A 16,812-nucleotide genomic window follows, 5' to 3' on the forward strand; every position below is an offset into this window, starting at 1 on the left:
CCTCTCAGGGTTTGGCCGATTTTCCCAAGGCCTTGGCCACCAGCTGTTCATAGAGTTCGGCGTAGGGTTCCACCGCCTTGCACCAGTTGAAGGGCGCGGCCATGGCCCGGCAGCGCATGGCGTTGAGCAACTGCGGATAGGCGAACACCTTGAAGGCGCGGCCCAGGGCCTCTTGGTAGCTGGCCACGGTGGATTCGTCGAACAGAAAACCGGTGACGCCGTTCTCGATGGTGTCGGCCAGGCCGCCGGTATTGCGCGCCACCGGCAGCGAACCGAAGCGCTGGGCGTACATCTGGCTCAGGCCGCAGGGCTCGTAGCGCGAAGGCATCAGCAGGAAGTCGCTGCCGGCGAACATGCGCCGGGCGTCGGTTTCGTTGAAACCGATGTTCACCCCGATGCGCCCGGGGAAACGCGCGGCCAGGGCGCGCATGGCCTGTTCTTCCTCCGGCTCGCCGCGGCCGATGATGGCGATCTGGCCGCCGGACTTGACGATGTACTCGGCCACGCCTTCGGTAAGGTCCAGGCCTTTCTGGTAGACCAGGCGCGAGACCACCGCGAACAGCGGGCCGCTGCTGGGGTCGAGGCCGAACATCCGCCGCACATGGGCGGCATTGGCGGCCTTGCCTTGCCAGTCGCCGATGGCGAAGGGGGTGGACAGGTGCGGGTCGGTGGCGGCGTCCCAGCTTTCGTCGATGCCGTTGGGGATGCCGCTGAGCTGGCCTTGCTGGGTCTTGCTGGCGAGGAAGCCGTCAAGCCCGCAGCCGAAGGCCGGGGTGGTGATTTCCTGGGCATAGGTGGCGCTGACGGTGGTGATGTGGCTGGCGTAGGCCATGCCGGCCTTGAGGAACGACAGCTTGCCGTAGAACTCCATGCCTTCCTGTTGCAGGGCATGTTCGGGGATGCCCAGCTCCGGGCAGGAAGCCAGGCTGACCACGCCCTGGTACGCCAGGTTATGGATGGTGAACAGGGTCGGCGTGCGTTGCCCGCGCCAGTGCATATAGGCCGGCGCCAGCCCGGCGGGCCAGTCATGGGCGTGCACCAGGTCCGGGCACCAGTGGATCTGTGCCAGGTTGGCGGCGATGTCGGCGGCGGCCAGGCCCAGGCGGGCGAAGCGGATATGGTTGTCCGGCCAGTCGCGGCCGTTGTTGGCGCCGTAGGGCGAGCCTTCGCGCTCATAGAGTTCGGGGCAGATCAGCACATAGATCACCAGGCCGTCGGGCATGTCCATGCGCCCGATCTTGCAGGCTGGCAGGGCCGCGTGGCCGCCCAGCTCGCCAATGATATGAATCGGGTTTTCGCTGTGCATCACCTGCCGGTAGCCGGGGATCAGCAGGCGTACATCGTGCAAGTGCGCCATGGCGCGGGGCAGGGCGGCCGAGACGTCGCCCAGGCCGCCGGTCTTGACCAGGTCGGCGATTTCCGAAGTGACGAACAGGACCTTCTTGCGATTGGGGTTGTGGCGGATCAAGGGCAGTGACGTCTTGCCACCAGGGGCGAGAATCGATGTGGAGACCGTTTCACCGGCCAGCGGCAGAGGATGCTTTCCCTGGGTTTGCAATACGGCACTGGTCATCTGTTTCTCCCGTTTTATTGATCTGTTCCTGGCATCTGCCGGCGGTGTCAAAAGGCCAATCCGCTGGCCGGGCACAAAAACGTTGCGCATGCGAAAGCCGAACGCAGCCTCATGCGTCGACGCAAAGAGGGTGAAGGGGCCGTTGCAAGGATTGCACCAGTCGCGAAGGCCCTACCTTTAACCTGACCCAAGGCGTGAGCCAAAAGTTTCGACTTTATTTCCCTGGGAGTGACTGTCCGGTCACTTTTCGAATTCCAGTCTAGGACAGAAGTTAGAGCGCGGGCGTGACGATTAGGTTTTCTCGGTGCGAAGGTTGCGCTGCCCCGGAATAAAGCCGACGAAAGGCAGTCTCGCGCACCGGCCGGGGGCGAGGCTTTTTCGCCTTGGCGCGAAAACGGTGAGGGGCTGCAAGGGAGCGGTGCGGGGCGAAGGCGCCGGCGCTCGATGATGGTGCAGGGCAGTGCTGGCGCAATGCCCTGGCGTGGTTCAGCCCAACTGGCGGATCGGCTGGCCGGCGGCCCAGGCCTGGATGTCTTCGATCATCTGGGCGAAGAACTGCCGGTAGTTCTGTTGGCTGACATAACCGACATGGGGCGTAGCCAGCACGTTGGGCAGGCGGCGCAACGGATGATCGAGGGGCAGCGGCTCCTGCTCGAACACATCCAGCGCCGCGCCGGCCAGGCGCCCGCGTTCGAGGGCGCTGATCAGCGCCGCTTCATCGACGATCGGCCCGCGGGCGGTGTTGACCAGCAGCGCCGAGGGCTTCATCCAGGCCAGCGCCTGGGCGTCCACCAGGCCGCGGCTGCGTTCGCTGAGCACCAGATGCACCGAGAGCACGTCGGCCTGTTCGAACAACTGTTGCTTGTTCACGTAGGTCACGCCGGCCGCCGCGGCCCGTTCGGCGGTGAGGTTTTCGCTCCAGGCGATCACCCGCATGCCGAACACCTGGCCGAACTGCGCCACCCGCTGGCCGATGCTGCCCAGGCCGAGAATGCCCAGGGTCTTGCCGTGCAGGTCGCCGCCCAGCCCCTGTTGCCAGAGGCCGGCGCGCAGCGCGCTGGCTTCGCTGAGCAGGTTGCGGGTCTGGGCCATGATCAGCGCCCAGGTCAGCTCCGGCGCCGCGTGCTTGTAACTGTCGGTGCCGCACACCTGGATGCCCAGGCGGGTTGCGGCGGCCAGGTCGATGGCGGCATTGCGCATGCCTCCGGTGAGCAGCAGCTTGAGCCGCGGCAGGCTGCGCAGCAAGGCCGCGTCGAAACGGCTGCGCTCGCGCATCACGCAGATCACCTCGAACGGCGCCAGGCGCTCGCTCATGGCGGCGGTGTCGCTGGGGTAGTCATGGATAAAGCTGACCTGGCCGATGCCCGCCAGCACCGACCAGTCGACGACGTCACGGGCGACGTCCTGCCAATCATCGATTACCGCGATCTGCACACTCATGAAGGCTCCGGGGAAAACGCATCAATGTGACGCCAGCCAGCCCAGCAGGGCCTGGTGGAATTGCGCCGGTTGTTCCATCTGCGGGGCGTGGCCCAGGCCCGGGAACTCGATCAGGGTCGAGTGCGGGATAAGCCCGGCCACTTGCTTGCCCAGCACCTGGTAGTTGCCGATCCGCGCCTTGACCGCCGGCGGCGCGATATCGCTGCCGATCGCCGTGGTGTCGGAGGTGCCGATCAACAGCAGGGTCGGCATCTTCAGGTCCTTGAACTCGTAGTACACCGGCTGGGTGAAGATCATGTCGTAAATCAACGCCGAGTTCCACGCCACCCGGGTGTGCCCCGGGCCCTTGTTGAGGCCGGCGAGCATGTCCACCCAGCGCTCGAATTCCGGCTGCCAGCGGCCGCCGTAATAAGTGCTGCGCTCATAGTTGCGGATGCCTTCGGCCGACAGCTTGAGCTCGCGGGCGTACCACTGGTCGACGCTGCGGTAGGGCACGCCGAGGGCCTTCCAGTCTTCCAGGCCGATCGGGTTGACCAGCGCCAGTTGCTGCACCTGCTCGGGGTATTGCAGGGCATAACGGGTGGCCAGCATGCCGCCGGTGGAGTGGCCCAGCAGGCTGACCTGCCGGACGCCCAGCCGGTCCAGCAGTTGCCGGGTGTTCTGCGCCAGCTGCTGGAAGCTGTATTGATAGTGCTCGGGCTTGCTGGAGGTGCAGAAGCCGATCTGGTCCGCGGCTATGACCCGGTAGCCGGCGTCGCTCAGGGCCTTGATCGAGGTGTCCCAGGTCGCGCCGCAGAAATTCTTGCCGTGCATCAGCAGCACGCTGCGACCGTTGGGCGTGCCCTTGGCCGGCACATCCATATACCCCATCTGCAAGGCCTGGCCCTGGGACTCGAAGGCAAAGTGCTGCAGCGGGTAGGGATAGTCGAAGCCTTGCAACTCGGGACCGTAGGCCGGGCCTTCGGCGGCAAGGGCGGGCAGGGCAGCGGTCAGCAACAGGCCGGGTAACCAGCGGGCGAGGCTCCAGCGGGTGGGGCTTAGGGACATACATGACCTCCGAGAGCAATGGGGCGATCCTGGCGCGGCGTGATTAGCGCGACATTAATAAGCAGAGGCCATCGCCAGGGCGAAACGTTCCCTTCGTGGTCATGCTTATAAGCCTGGAGGCGTGCCCCGTCAGCTCAGCCCACCCAGCCGAGGGTCATCCAGGCCAGCACGCCATAACGCGCACCCTTGGCCAGGGTGACGATCAGCAGGAAGCGTTTGAGCGGTTCGCCCATGATTCCGGCCACCAGGGTCAGCGGGTCGCCGATGATCGGCAGCCAGCTCAGCAGCAGGGACCAGTGGCCGTAGCGCTGGTAATGGTTGCGGGCCCGTTGCAGATGACGTGGGCCGACGGGGAACCAGCGGCGGTCCTTGTAGTGTTCCAGGCGCTGGCCCAGCCACCAGTTCACCAGGGACCCCAGGACATTACCGAGGGTGGCGACGGCCAGCAGCAGCCAGACCGGGTGCTGGCCGTTGAGCAGCAGGCCCACCAGCACGGCCTCGGATTGCAGCGGCAGCAGGGTGGCGGCGCCGAAGGCCGCCAGGAACAGGCCGAGGCAGGCGGTGAGGATCAATGGGCCGGGTAGTCCGCGACCACCACGTCCTTGCCGTCCTTGGTCAGGCCGATGACCTGGTAGGCGTCGGCGGGCATGCCGTCCATTTCCATGCCGGGCGAGCCCATGGGCATGCCGGGGGCGGCGACGCCGAGCAGGTCATCGCGCTTGCTCAGGGCTAGCACTTGGTCCGCCGGTACATGGCCTTCGACGAATTTGCCGTTGATCACCGCGGTGTGGCAGGACGCCAGGCGCGGGGCCACGCCCAGGCGCTGCTTGACTTCGCTCATATTGCTTTCGACGTGGTCGTTGACCTTGAAGCCGTTGGCTTGCAGGTGCTCGATCCATTTCTTGCAGCAACCGCAGTTGGCGTCGCGGTGCACATCGATCGGGATCAGGTCGGCGGCCTGGGCCAGGGAGCCGACGAGCAGGACAGACAGGGCTGCCAGGCGCAGAGTGTTGTTCATAGGGAATCTCTTGATCATCAGGGCGCCTTGGGGGCGCGGTCTTGGGCCGACAGGGTGGCGTATTTTGCTACTTTTCTCGAGCGCGGCGCAGCGCTTGTGTTTCAACGTTATACCAAGTGCTGGCCATTCGGGTTGTCTGGTCCTGCGCGTTGTCGTTCATCGCGGGCATGCCTCGTTCCTACAGAAGCATGCCCGCGATAGGCGTTCATTCGGGAGCCGGGCTCAGGATGCCAAGCGTGGCCACCAGGCCGACAATCAGCAGGGCCGCCGCCAGTTCCAGGAGCATGCTGCGACGCAAGGCGGGCAGGGCCGCTGCGGGTGAGCCATGGTGCAGCGCCTGTTCCAGCTGCGGGACCAGATGGAAACGGTTCAACGCGGCGAACACCAGCATGCTGGCGAACACCGCCACCTTCAGGCTGAGGAGCAGGCCATAGGTGCTGGCGCTCAACGTTGCCGGGTCCGGGCCGACGATCAGCAGGTAGTTGAGCACGCCGCTGATGGTCAAGACGATCACGATCAGCGTGCCCAGGCTGGCAAACCCCTTCAGGGCATCGAGCAGGTGGCCTGCCTGCGGTTCGTCTTCGCTGGCGTCACGACGCAGCAGCAGGGCGAAAGCCGCCAGTGCTCCCAACCAGGCGCCGGCACCCAGCAAATGCAGGATGTCGCTGCCCAGGTGCAGGTAATGCCGGCCACCTTCGCTCATCGCCCCGTGGCCGCCCCAGGCCAGGGTGGCCAGGGCCGCCGCCGCGCACAGAATCAGGCCGTAGAGGGTGAACCTCGGCCAGCCACCGCTGAACAGAAGCAGCACCCCCGCCAGCAGCAACGCCGCCAGGCGCAGCAGCCAGCTTTGGCCGACAGCGGTTTCCAGCATGAGTGCAGACAGCAGCGCCGGCTCCAGTTCGGCCAGGCTGGTCGCACCACTCATCGACAGCGCCAGTTGCAGCAGCGCGGCGCCCGACAGCAGCGCACCCAGCACCAGGGTGGCCGCCAGAGGCCGGCGAAAACGCCATTGGCTCTGCGCGCCACGCAGCCCGTAAAGGCTGAACAGCGCCAGGCCGAACAGCAGCGTCAGATCGAGGTACAGGGCAAAACGCAGGGCGACGTTGATGAGTTCGCCCATGGCTCAGTTGACTTCGAAGGTCAGGTTGCCGGTGATCGGATGGGTGTCGGCGGACACCGCCCGCCATTCGACTTTGTAGCTGCCCTTCGCGAGCGGGGCGGCGGGGCTGATGATCATGCTTTTCGGATCGCTGCCGCCGGCCACGCTGGCTTTGACCGGCATCGGTGCGTGGCTCATCCCGGGCATGCCGGTCATCAGCAGCCGAGCCCCGGAGAACTTGGTGGTAAGGGGTTCCGAGAATTGCAGTTCGATCTTCGCCGGTGCCGCGCCCTTGGCGCCTTCGGCCGGGGTCGAGGCCAGCAGCTTGGGGTGCGCCTGGGCGACGCCGGCGAGGGTCAGGCCGGCACCGAAAGTGACGGCGATGGCGAGATGCTTGAGGTAGGACATGCAAGGCTCCAGGCGGCATTGGCCGCGTGATGTTTTTAGTTATCTATTGAAGGGAAGTCAGAACCACAGGCGCACACCGAGCACCAGGCGGGCTTCGCTGTTGTCTTCGCCTTCTTCTCGGGCGTAGTCCGCGGTCTTGCCGTAGCTGCGGCTCCAGGTCACGCCGACGTAGGGCGCGAACTGGCGGTGCAGCTCATAGCGCAGGCGCAGGCCGGCCTCCAGCGAGGAGAGCCCCGAGCCGATGCCCCGTTGCGGGTCGTTCTTGCCGTACAGGCTGACCTCCGCGTTGGGTTGCAGGATCAGGCGGTTGGTCAGCAGGATGTCGTATTCGGCCTGGAATTCCAGGGCGCTCTGGCCGCCTTCGCCGAGGTAGGCGGTGGCCTGGCTTTCGAAGTTGTACAGGGCCATGCCTTGCAGCCCGAAGGCGGCCCAGGTCTGTGGCGCGCCGGGCTTGAAGTCCTGGCGCACGCCACTGACCACATCCCACCAGGGGCCGATGGCATGGCCCCAGAGCGCTTCGACCTGGGCGTTTTCGGTCCGGCCGTTAGTGCGCTCGCCCTCGCTGCGCAGCCACAGCCGATCGATGTCACCGCCAATCCAGCCGTTCATTTCCCAGGCCAGGGCACTGCCGTCATCGGCGTCCTGGTACTCCAGGCGATCGACCAGCCACAGCGAGTTGATCGCCTTGTCGTGCACGCCGTGGCCGGCCACCGGCGGGAAGGCGGCGCGGCGGTCGGCGTCGGTGAGTACCGGGATCGGCGTGCGGCTTTGGGTGGGCGCCGCGGGTTCCATGGTCTGCAGCGGTTCGCCGTCCATGCCGGTCATCTGGCTGTGGTCCATGCCCGGCATCGGGTTGCCTGGCATGGAGGAGGCCGGCATGGACGAATGATCCATGCTGGAGTGATCCATGCTTTCGGCGGCCTGCAGGGTGCCGGCGCTGAGGCCGAGCAGGGTGGCGAACAGGGTCAAGGCATTTTTCGGCATCATGCGGCGCTCCCGGCTTCGTCCACGCGTACTTCGCGAAACATGCCCATCTCCATGTGGAACAGCAGGTGGCAGTGATAGGCCCAGCGCCCCAGGGCATCGGCGGTCACCCGGTAGCTGCGCTTGCTGCCCGGTGGCATGTCGATCGTGTGCTTGCGCACCAGGAAGCGCCCCTGTTCGTCTTCCAGGTCGCTCCACATGCCGTGCAGGTGGATGGGGTGGGTCATCATGGTGTCGTTGACCAGGGTGATGCGTACCCGCTCGCCATAGGTCAGGCGCAGGGGCTCGGCGTCGCTGAACTTGATGCCGTCGAACGACCAGGCGAATTTCTCCATGTGCCCGGTCAGGTGCAGCTCGAGGGTGCGGCTCGGTTCGCGCCCGTCGGGGTCTTCGAAGGTGCTGCGCAGGTCGGCGTAGGTCAGTACCCGACGGCCGTTGTCGCGCAGGCCGATGCCCGGGTCGGCGAGCTTCGGCGTCGGGCTCATGGTCTGCATGTCCACCAGCGGGTTGCCGTCTTCCGAGGCCGGATGGCTTTGCATGGCGCCGCCCATGGCGCCGTGGTCCATGCCCGACATGCCGCTGTGGTCCATGCCAGCCATGTTGCCCTGATCCATCCCCTGCATCTGGCTGTGGTCCATGCCCTGCATCTGGCCATGATCCATGCCGGGCATGGCACCCATGCCAGCCATGCTGCCGTGGTCCATGCCCATGTCGGCCATGCTGATCAGCGGCCGCGGGTCGAGCGGCGGCACGGGCGCGCTCAACCCCGGGCGCTGGCTCAGGGTGCCGCGGGCGTAGCCGCTGCGGTCCATGGCCTGGGCGAAAAGGGTGTAGGCTTCCTGCGAGCCGGGCTCGACCAGCACGTCGTAGGTCTCCGCCACGGCGATGCGCAGTTCATCGACGCTGACCGGCTGCACATACTGGCCGTCGGCGGCGACCACGGTCATCTTCAGGCCGGGAATGCGCAGGTCGAAGTAGCTCATGGCCGAGCCGTTGATCAGGCGCAGGCGCAGCTTCTCGCCGGGCTTGAACAACCCGGTCCAGTTGCCGCCCGGGCTCTGGCCGTTGATCAGGTAGGTGTAGGTATGACCGCTGACGTCCGCCAGGTCGGTGGGGGTCATTTTCATCTGCGCCCACATCTTGCGATCGGCGAGGGTGGCCGCCCAGCCGTCGCGGCTGACGTCCTCGATAAAGTCGCCGACCGTGCGCTTGTGGAAGTTGTAGTAGCCGGGCTGCTTTTTCAGGATGTGCATCAGGCGCTCGGGCGCCTCGTCGCTCCAGTCGCTGAGCATCACCACGTAGTCGCGGTCGTACTGGAAGGGTTCCGGCTCGCGGGCCTCGATCACCAGTGGCCCGTAGACCCCGGCCTGTTCCTGCAACCCCGAGTGGCTGTGGTACCAGTAGGTGCCGTTCTGCCGGACCTTGAAGCGGTATTCGTAGAGGCCGCCGGGGGCGATGCCGTGGAAGCTCAGGCCCGGCACGCCGTCCATGTTGGCCGGCAGGATCAGGCCGTGCCAGTGGATCGAGGTGTCCTCCTTGAGGCGGTTGCGCACCCGGATGGTCACGGTGTCGCCCTCGCGCCAGCGCAGCAGCGGGCCGGGCAGGCCGCCGTTGAGGGTCATCGCGGTGCGCGACGTGCCGCTGTAGTTGACCTGGGATTCACCGATGAACAGGTCGAACTGCTGGCCGCTGAGGGCGGGCAGCTGACCGTCCTCGCTGCGTGCCCAGAGCGGCTGTTGCCATAGCCCGGTGCCGGCCAGTACGCCACCGGCGGCCAGGCCCTTGATAAAACTGCGTCGTGTGGGTTTCACATGCATGCCCCAAGGCTCCCTCGATCCTGCTGGTCAGGTATGAGGCGACCTTAAGCGGCGCGGCCTGTCAGAAAACTGAGGTGAAGATTACAGATTTGTCAGCCAGCGCCGCGCCACCCGTTGCCGGATCAGTGGGCGATCTTTTCCAGGTTGCGCTTGAGGTTGACCATGGCCAGTTGGGACAAGTGCTCGATACGCGGGCGCAGGCTGAGCAGGTTGAGGTCGGAGCAGTAGTGCAGGGTGCGCTTGAACAGGGTTCCGTCCCCGTATTTGCACAACTGATAGTGGATCGAGCCGTCTGCTGGCGCAGAACTGAAGACGATCTTGAACTCCTTGGGAAATACCGCGACCAGTACCCGGCAGCTCATGTGGATCTGCAGGCCGAGCAGATCGATGGTTTTGCTGAAGCGATGCCCCGCCGGCAACGAGCCAGCCAGGCCGGTGTCGGCGCGCAGGGAAGCGGGATGCCACTCGTGCCAGCGATCCGGCTGAGTCACGTAGTAGTAGACAGTATCGATCGGCGCGTCGATGTAGAGCTCATGGAAGATGAGCTCGTCCAAAAGGTGCTGCTGACGTTGTTCCATGATGCACCTCCTTGCAGTAGGAGCATCAAATATAGTTGCCCGCGCGCCTGCCATGGAGGCGCGTAAATCGACCATTCAGCGGGCTTCGAGGTGGCTCATCAAGAGGGTGATGCACGGCTTTTCTCGTTGTAAGGGGGAGGGCACCATGCACAGTTGGGGCGTCGCGCGGCAATGTCGTGGAAGATCCCCGCAAGATAGCGTCATGAATGCTTGGAAGATCATCTGATCGCAACTAACCATTCGGTACATTAATAGCTGTAAGTTGTCGCTTAGTTGTCACGGGTTGGATTGTTAAACAATTGTTTCAGCTAGAAAAACCGTGGCTTCCAGGCATTTGTATCGGAAATGTACAAAAATTGTAAAAAGCCGAAATATTTGTTGGAGAGGTGCTTTGGCGCGCCGATACTCACGGGCATCGTTTTCCCTCAATCAGGCTTTTCAGACGCTTATTAGTTGAATTTGCGCAACCCTCTAGTTGGCTGTGCAAGTGGATATAAGGCCATGGAAAAGCCCGTACACAGGAGTCTTTTATGACAATTGGATATGTCGGCGGCTGGACCAGCAAAGCCGGTCTGCTGGTGCAGGACACTGGCACCCGCGGCAAGCCGGTCAGCCAGAGCGTCAAGGTCAAGCAGATGCTCGCCCTGGTCGGCCAGAACCCGCTGGCGCTGAACGTGTTCAAGATGGACGAAATGAAGCTGCACAAGCAGATCAAGGGTTTCGATCCGGAGAATGTCAGCGCCAAGCAGCTGGGCAACATGAGCACCTTCCTCAAGCAGAAGGGGCTGATCAGCGACGTGACGGCGATGACCCTGCTCAACGCCGGCGACAAGTTCGACCGCTTCGGCGTGCAGGCCGACCCGGATGCCAAGTTCAATGCCCTGGAGTACTTCGCGATCCAGCTGGACAACATCCAGACCAACAACCTCAAGGGCAACAAGTACGCCAGCTACCTGATCCCCGAGTACAAGAAAGCCATCTACGTGCTGCAGAACCTGCAAAGCTACGGCAAGGGCAACGGCACCACGGTGACCGACAAGAATCACTCCGCCAAGGCGTGAGGCGACAAACAAAGGCCCTCGACCGATCAACCGGTCGAGGGCCTTTTTTGTGGCGGGCTGTTTACCGGTCGAGCAAGGCCATCACCGCTTGCGGGTAACGCTCGCCGGCGGTGGCGTCGGGGCTGAAGATCCGTTCCAGGGCCTGCAGTTCGTCGGCGCCGAGGCGGACCTGCAGCGCGGCGACATTCTCCTCCAGGTACTTGCGTTGCTTGGTGCCCGGAATCGGGATCAGGTAATCGCCCTGCGCCAGCACCCAGGCCAGGGCCAGTTGCCCGGCGGTGATGCCCTTGGCCGCCGCGAGTTGCTTGACCTGTTCCACCAGCAGCAGATTCCTGGTGAAGTTCTCACCCTGGAAGCGCGGGCTGAAACGCCGGTAGTCGTCGGCGGCGAAATCCTCCGGGCTCTTCAGGGCGCCAGTGAGAAAACCTCGCCCCAGCGGGCTGTAGGGCACAAAGGCGATGCCCAGGCGTTGGCAGGCCGCCAGGCAGCCGTTGTCTTCCTGGTCGCGGCTCCACAACGAATATTCGCTTTGCAGGGCGCTGATCGGATGCACCTTGTGGGCCCGCTCCAGCGTTGCCGCCGAGGCTTCGCTGAGCCCCAGGTAGCGGACCTTGCCGGCCCGCACCAGCTCGGCCATGGCGCCGACGGTTTCCTCGATGGCCACGTCCGGGTCGATGCGGTGCTGGTAATACAGGTCCAGGGTGTCCACGCCCAGGCGCTGCAAGGTGCCGTCGATCGCCTGGCGAATGTACTCGGGGCGGCCGTTCACTCCGCGCGCCGCCGGGTCGCCGGGGTTGCGGACGATGCCGAACTTGCTGGCCAGGAACACCTGGTCGCGTTTGCCGCGGATCGCCTGGCCGATCAGGATTTCGTTGCTGTGGGGGCCGTACATGTCGGCGGTGTCCAGCAGGTTGATCCCCAGTTCCAGGGCGCGATGCAAGGTGGCGGTGGCTTCCCGGGTATCGGTGCCGGTGGTGTAGAAATCGGTCATGCCCATGCAGCCAAGGCCGATGGCTGACACTTGCGGGCCGTTCTTGCCCAGTTGACGGGTTTGCATAGGAGAAGCTCCAGTGGATGGGGTGGCGGCCATTGTTCTCCTCGACAAAAACAAGATAAACCGGCTAAAAGCGCTATCACTATTCGTGATTTCTAAATAATCCGTGACAGGCCAAGCCAATGGACCGTTTTAATGCCATGCGTGTGTTCACCCGCATCGTCGACCTCGGCGGTTTCGCCAAGGCCGCCGACAGCCTGCAGATGCCCCGGGCCTCGGTGACGGTGCTGATCAAACAGTTGGAGGCGCATCTGGGCGTGCAGCTGCTGTTGCGCACCACCCGCCAGGTCACGCCGACCCTGGACGGCGCCGCCTATTACCAGCGCTGCGTGCGGCTGCTGGCGGACCTTGAGGAAACCGAAGCGGTGTTTTCCGTGGCGCGCCACAACCCGCGCGGCACCTTGCGCATCGATATGCCGGCGGGGATCGGGCGGCTGGTGGTGATCCCGGCGTTGCCGGCGTTCTCCGAGCGCTACCCGTTGATCGACCTGGAAATCGGCCTCAACGACCGGCCGGTGGACCTGATCCGCGAAGGGGTCGACTGCGTATTGCGCGGCGGCCTGTGCCTCGACGATTCACTGGTGGCCCGGCCGTTGCTGGCGCTGGAGCAGGTGACGTGCGCCAGCCCCGCCTACCTGCGCCAGCGCGGTGTGCCGCAGAGCCTGGACGAGCTGGCCGGGCATCAGATGATCGAGTATTTCTCCAGCGTCAGCGGCAAGCGTTATGGCCTGGAGTTCGAGGTGCAGGGCCAGGTACTGTTGCCGGAGTTGCCCAAGCAGGTGTCGGTCAACAGCGCCGATGGCTACCTGGCCGCCTGCGAGGCCGGCTATGGGTTGGTGCAGACGCCTTATTATCACGTCGCCCAGCAGCTGGCCGAAGGTCGCCTGAGCGAAGTGCTCCGGCACATCCCGCCACCCAGGATGCCGTTGAGTGCGCTGTACCCGCCGCACCGGCACCTGTCGACGCGGGTCCGGGTGTTCGTCGACTGGCTGGTGGAATTGTTCGCCCAGCCGGGGATTCACAACACCCGGCTGGCGTAGCTCGACAGTAAAGACAGACGCCCGCGGCGAGGCGGGCGTCGGGCAATTTCGTGGTGGGTTACAAGGGGGAAATACTGGCGCTCTGGATGACTTAGCGGTGGTAGTAGTAGCCGGGGCCGCCGTCGTAATGGCGGTGATGCCAGCCGTCGTGAGGGAAGATGATGCAGCCGGACAGGGCCAGCATCGCCAGCAGGGGAATCAGCCGGGTGATTCGACGGAACATTGCGCAGTCCTCAAAGGGCTCTCGGGTTAAAACCGCCGCAATGCAGCGAAAACTCTTCGGCGGCTGTAACATGAGACCCCGTTTGCCCGCGCCCATCCCCGATTCTCGGTAGGCGTTTGGCATCTGTTTCGATACAGAATCGATACATTTACACGCGGCATTTTCAGGCCGCACCTTTACAGGTTCAGGAACCCGCAATGACCCAGAAGCAACGCTTGATCTATTCGATTGTGATTTCCCTGGTGGTACTGGGAATCATGCTTGGCCTTTCTTACCTGCAGAACGCCGGGATGATCACCGAGAAAATGTTCCAGTACATCGCCATTGGCGTGGCGGTGACCGTGGTCGTGATCAATGGCGTGATGCGGCGCAAGGTCAAGCCTTGAGAGACACCCCCCGACGGCCTCAGTCGCGGCCGTCGAGTATGGCTTCAGCCTGTTGATGCAGGCTGAAGCTCTTGTCCGCATTGAGGGTGATCACGCCTTCGCTGCACAGCCGCTTCAACACCTCGCGCACGCTGAGGAACGACAGCGGGATATCCAGCTCCAGCAAATGACTGTGAATGCCTCGCACCCCCAGGGCGCGCTGGCTTTCGGCGGCCTGCAGCAAGGCATCGATGACTTTCAGGCGAATCAGGCTGGTGCGCAGGCCGAAGCTCTTGAGCAGGTGCCTGATGCGTTCGTTGCGGTTGCGCTCGGCTTGCTTGCCGAAGACACCGGCGCCGGCGTTCAGGGAGGACGCGGGTTGTGCGGTGTGGCCATCCGTTGGCAGTTGCGGGTCGTACATGCAAAAACTCCTTTTCAGAGCCTGATCAGGAAAATGACGGGTGCTCTCACATAACTAGACGAACGAGCCGCGCAAATCATGAGGAATCAGTTGTAGAAAATTTGTGAGGGCTTTGTCGTCTTCAGGTTGGCGGGAGATCGGCGCCTGGCGCGAGGGCGCTAAATTTTCCGTGGCGGTTTCGTCTGTAAGGGCAGGCGGGCTTTGGCTGATGCCGGGTCGCGCCGTCCTTTACCGGGCTGGAATCCGTATCCCCTGTGTGCTTATCGGCATGCCGCGCCAGCCTGGGTTGTGCATCTTCTTTCGATCAGGAGTCGGCGTGATTATTTCCAGCCAGTTGCCCAGGTTTTGCCTTGCGGGTTTGTTTCTCGGGCTGAGCCTTGTGGCTCAGGGACGCGAGGTCCAGGGTGGCGAGGCAAGCGCCGATATTCGCCGCACCGGTTTTGGTGTCCCGCATATTCGCGCCGCCGACGAGCGCGGGCTGGGTTACGGCATCGGCTATGCCTACGCCCAGGACAACCTGTGCCTGCTGGCCAACGAAGTGCTGACGGTCAATGGCGAGCGTTCGAAGTATTTCGGCTCGCAGCGGCAGACCGTCGAGCAACGGGAAAACCTCACCAGCGACCTGTTCTTCAACTGGCTGAACACGCCCCAGGCGGTGTTCGGCTTCTGGCAGGCGCAGACGCCGCAGGTGCGGCAACTGATCGAAGGGTATGTCGCCGGCTATAACCGCTCCCTGGCCGAGCGCCGGGCCCAGGGCCTGCCCGAGCAGTGCCAGGGTGACTGGGTACGGCCGTTGACCGCCCTGGACCTGGTCAAGCTGACCCGCCGGCTGTTGGTGGAGGGTGGCGTCGGCCAGTTCGCCGAAGCCCTGGTGGGCGCGACCCCGCCATCCGCCACGGCGCAGCTGAAGCCATCGGCCCAGGCCTTCGCCCAGGCGGATGCCCGCGGCCAGCGGTTCGCCCTGGACCGCGGCAGCAACGCGGTGGCCGTGGGGCGCGAGCGCTCGCTCAATGGTCGCGGCATGTTGCTGGCCAACCCGCATTTTCCATGGGTGGGCGGCATGCGCTTCTATCAGATGCACCTGACCATTCCCGGCAAGCTGGACGTCATGGGGGCCGCCTTGCCCGGCTTGCCGATGATCAATATCGGCTTCAGCCAGCACCTGGCCTGGACCCACACGGTGGACACCTCCAAGCACTTCACCCTGTACCGCCTGCAACTGGACCCCAAGGACTCGACCCGCTACCTGCTCGACGGCAAGTCCCTGCCGTTGGAGAAACAAACGGTCAGCGTCAAGGTGCAGGGCGAGGACGGCCAGCTCACGACCGTCAGCCACAGTGTCTACAGCTCGCAATTCGGCCCGCTGGTGCAGTGGCCCGGCAAGCTGGACTGGGACAACCGTTTCGCCTACAGCCTGCGCGATGCCAACCTGGAAAACGACCGAGTGCTGCAGCAGTGGTACGCGATGAACCAGGCCCGCAGCCTCAAGGAGTTGCAGGCGTCGGTGCATCAACTGCAGGGCATTCCCTGGGTCAATACCCTGGCCGTGGATGACCAGGGCCAGACGCTGTACATGAACCAATCAGTGGTGCCCAACGTCAGCACGGAAAAACTCGCCCACTGCAGCGACCCGCGGATCGGCACCCAGCTGATCATTCTCGACGGTTCCCGCGCGGCCTGTGCCTGGGACATCGACCCGGCCGCCGCGCAAAAGGGCATCTACCCGGCCAGCCAGTTGCCGCAACTGTTGCGCAGCGATTACGTGCAGAACTCCAACGACTCGGCGTGGATGGTCAACCCGGCCGCGCCGTTGCAAGGTTTCTCGCCGTTGATCAGCCAGCAGGACCTGCCGCTAGGGCAGCGCGCGCGTTTTGCCCTGAATCGCCTGATCGGCACGGGCACGGGCGAGCCGCTGAGCGCCGCCGACCTCAAGCACATGGTGATGGACGACCAGGTGTACCAGGCCGGGCAGGTGATGCCGGACCTGCTGCAGTTCTGTGCCGCCGACCTGGGCAGCGATGCCCAGGCCCTGGCGCCGCTGTGTGCCAGCCTCAAGGCCTGGGACCGCAGCGCCAACCTGCAAAGCGGGTTGGGCCTGGTGCATTTCCAGAACGTTATGGAACAGCTGGAGGCGATCGACGATCGCTGGCGCGTGGCCTTCGACGCGCGGGACCCGCAGCACACGCCGCGCGGCCTGGCGATCGACCGGCCGCCCGTGGCCAAGGCGCTGCGCGCGGCGATGCTGGCCTCGGTGCAACAGGTGGCCGAGTCGGGCCTGAAGGCCGACAGCCGTTGGGGCGATATCCAGGTGGTCAGCAGCGGCGGCCGGCAGACGCCGATTCATGGCGGCCCGGCCAGCCTGGGCGTGTACAACGCGATCCAGAGCATCCCCGCGGCCGACGGCAAGCGGGAGGTGGTCAGCGGTACCAGTTACCTGCAAGTGGTGACCTTCGACGAGCAGGGCCCGCATGCCCAGGGCCTGCTGGCGTTTTCCCTGTCCAGCGACCCGGCGTCGCCGCACTCGCGGGACCAGACCGAGGCGTTCTCGAAGAAGCAGTGGAGTGTGTTGCCGTTCACCGAGCAGCAGATCCAGGCGGACCCGCAGTATCGGTTGCAAGTGATTCACGAGGTGGACGATCGGTTGCGCAAGGTCGCGACCCAGTAAGCGCGTTCAATCTGCCGTC

At 64.5% G+C, this 16,812-nt stretch carries 17 protein-coding genes; 4 read left to right on the plus strand and 13 right to left on the minus strand.

Going from position 1 to position 16,812, the window contains the following annotated elements:
• Positions 1-4: 4 nt before the first annotated feature.
• The 10 genes from glgA to BMY68_RS06390 all read right to left on the minus strand — a co-directional run bounded on the left by glgA (position 5) and on the right by BMY68_RS06390 (position 9,964).
• Positions 5-1,573: a glycogen synthase GlgA gene (gene glgA / locus BMY68_RS06345; RefSeq protein WP_085530958.1), complete on the minus strand. Its 1,569-nt coding sequence runs from the start codon at positions 1,571-1,573 to the stop codon at positions 5-7.
• Between the two features lie 486 nt (positions 1,574-2,059).
• On the minus strand, positions 2,060-3,013 hold the full coding sequence (locus BMY68_RS06350) for a D-2-hydroxyacid dehydrogenase family protein (protein WP_009043706.1): 954 nt from the start codon (positions 3,011-3,013) through the stop codon (positions 2,060-2,062).
• Positions 3,014-3,034: 21 nt separating this feature from the next.
• Positions 3,035-4,060, minus strand: coding sequence for an alpha/beta fold hydrolase (locus BMY68_RS06355; protein ID WP_085530957.1), 1,026 nt, complete (start codon positions 4,058-4,060; stop codon positions 3,035-3,037).
• A 134-nt stretch (positions 4,061-4,194) separates the two neighbouring features.
• Positions 4,195-4,632, minus strand: coding sequence for a YqaA family protein (locus BMY68_RS06360; RefSeq protein WP_085530956.1), 438 nt, complete (start codon positions 4,630-4,632; stop codon positions 4,195-4,197).
• Positions 4,629-5,078 carry a DUF411 domain-containing protein gene (locus BMY68_RS06365; RefSeq protein ID WP_085530955.1) on the minus strand — a complete coding sequence of 150 codons (450 nt, stop codon included), beginning with the start codon at positions 5,076-5,078 and terminating at the stop codon, positions 4,629-4,631. The genes BMY68_RS06360 and BMY68_RS06365 overlap by 4 nt, the downstream gene beginning before the upstream one ends.
• 205 nt (positions 5,079-5,283) lie before the next feature.
• A complete protein-coding gene (copD, locus tag BMY68_RS06370; protein ID WP_085530954.1) occupies positions 5,284-6,198 on the minus strand; it encodes a copper homeostasis membrane protein CopD in 915 nt (304 codons plus the stop codon).
• A 3-nt stretch (positions 6,199-6,201) separates the two neighbouring features.
• Complete coding sequence (gene copC, locus BMY68_RS06375) at positions 6,202-6,585, minus strand: copper homeostasis periplasmic binding protein CopC (RefSeq protein ID WP_085530953.1); 384 nt, start codon at positions 6,583-6,585, stop codon at positions 6,202-6,204.
• 57 nt (positions 6,586-6,642) lie between these two features.
• Positions 6,643-7,572: a copper resistance protein B gene (locus BMY68_RS06380; protein WP_085530952.1), complete on the minus strand. Its 930-nt coding sequence runs from the start codon at positions 7,570-7,572 to the stop codon at positions 6,643-6,645.
• Positions 7,569-9,386, minus strand: a complete 1,818-nt coding sequence (locus BMY68_RS06385) for a copper resistance system multicopper oxidase (protein WP_085530951.1) — start codon at positions 9,384-9,386, stop codon at positions 7,569-7,571. Before BMY68_RS06385 ends, BMY68_RS06380 begins: the two co-directional genes overlap by 4 nt.
• 122 nt (positions 9,387-9,508) lie before the next feature.
• Entirely contained in the window at positions 9,509-9,964 is a 456-nt protein-coding gene (locus BMY68_RS06390; RefSeq protein WP_009043714.1) for an SRPBCC family protein, read from the minus strand.
• Positions 9,965-10,494: 530 nt separating this feature from the next.
• Here BMY68_RS06390 and BMY68_RS06395 point away from each other — a divergent pair.
• Positions 10,495-11,025 carry a hypothetical protein gene (locus BMY68_RS06395; protein ID WP_009043715.1) on the plus strand — a complete coding sequence of 177 codons (531 nt, stop codon included), beginning with the start codon at positions 10,495-10,497 and terminating at the stop codon, positions 11,023-11,025.
• A gap of 61 nt (positions 11,026-11,086) precedes the next feature.
• On the opposite strand, the gene BMY68_RS06400 is transcribed toward BMY68_RS06395, so the two are convergent.
• Positions 11,087-12,082 carry an aldo/keto reductase gene (locus tag BMY68_RS06400; protein ID WP_085530950.1) on the minus strand — a complete coding sequence of 332 codons (996 nt, stop codon included), beginning with the start codon at positions 12,080-12,082 and terminating at the stop codon, positions 11,087-11,089.
• A 119-nt stretch (positions 12,083-12,201) separates the two neighbouring features.
• On the opposite strand from BMY68_RS06400, the gene BMY68_RS06405 reads away from it, so the two are divergent.
• Positions 12,202-13,119, plus strand: a complete 918-nt coding sequence (locus BMY68_RS06405) for a LysR family transcriptional regulator (protein ID WP_085530949.1) — start codon at positions 12,202-12,204, stop codon at positions 13,117-13,119.
• Positions 13,120-13,210: 91 nt separating this feature from the next.
• Here BMY68_RS06405 and BMY68_RS30265 read toward each other — a convergent pair whose 3' ends face one another.
• A complete protein-coding gene (locus tag BMY68_RS30265; protein ID WP_007928589.1) occupies positions 13,211-13,342 on the minus strand; it encodes a hypothetical protein in 132 nt (43 codons plus the stop codon).
• A gap of 197 nt (positions 13,343-13,539) precedes the next feature.
• On the opposite strand from BMY68_RS30265, the gene BMY68_RS06410 reads away from it, so the two are divergent.
• Complete coding sequence (locus BMY68_RS06410; RefSeq protein ID WP_007928588.1) at positions 13,540-13,728, plus strand: hypothetical protein; 189 nt, start codon at positions 13,540-13,542, stop codon at positions 13,726-13,728.
• Positions 13,729-13,747: 19 nt separating this feature from the next.
• Here BMY68_RS06410 and BMY68_RS06415 read toward each other — a convergent pair whose 3' ends face one another.
• Complete coding sequence (locus tag BMY68_RS06415; RefSeq protein ID WP_007928587.1) at positions 13,748-14,128, minus strand: hypothetical protein; 381 nt, start codon at positions 14,126-14,128, stop codon at positions 13,748-13,750.
• 316 nt (positions 14,129-14,444) lie between these two features.
• Here BMY68_RS06415 and BMY68_RS06420 point away from each other — a divergent pair, with 316 nt between their 5' ends.
• The gene (locus BMY68_RS06420; RefSeq protein WP_085530948.1) at positions 14,445-16,793 is read left to right on the plus strand and encodes a bifunctional acylase PvdQ; all 2,349 of its coding nucleotides are present in this window, start codon (positions 14,445-14,447) and stop codon (positions 16,791-16,793) included.
• The last annotated feature ends 19 nt before the right edge of the window (positions 16,794-16,812 follow it).

Source organism: Pseudomonas sp. NFACC41-3 (assembly GCF_900109505.1).
GTDB lineage: Bacteria > Pseudomonadota > Gammaproteobacteria > Pseudomonadales > Pseudomonadaceae > Aquipseudomonas > Aquipseudomonas chlororaphis.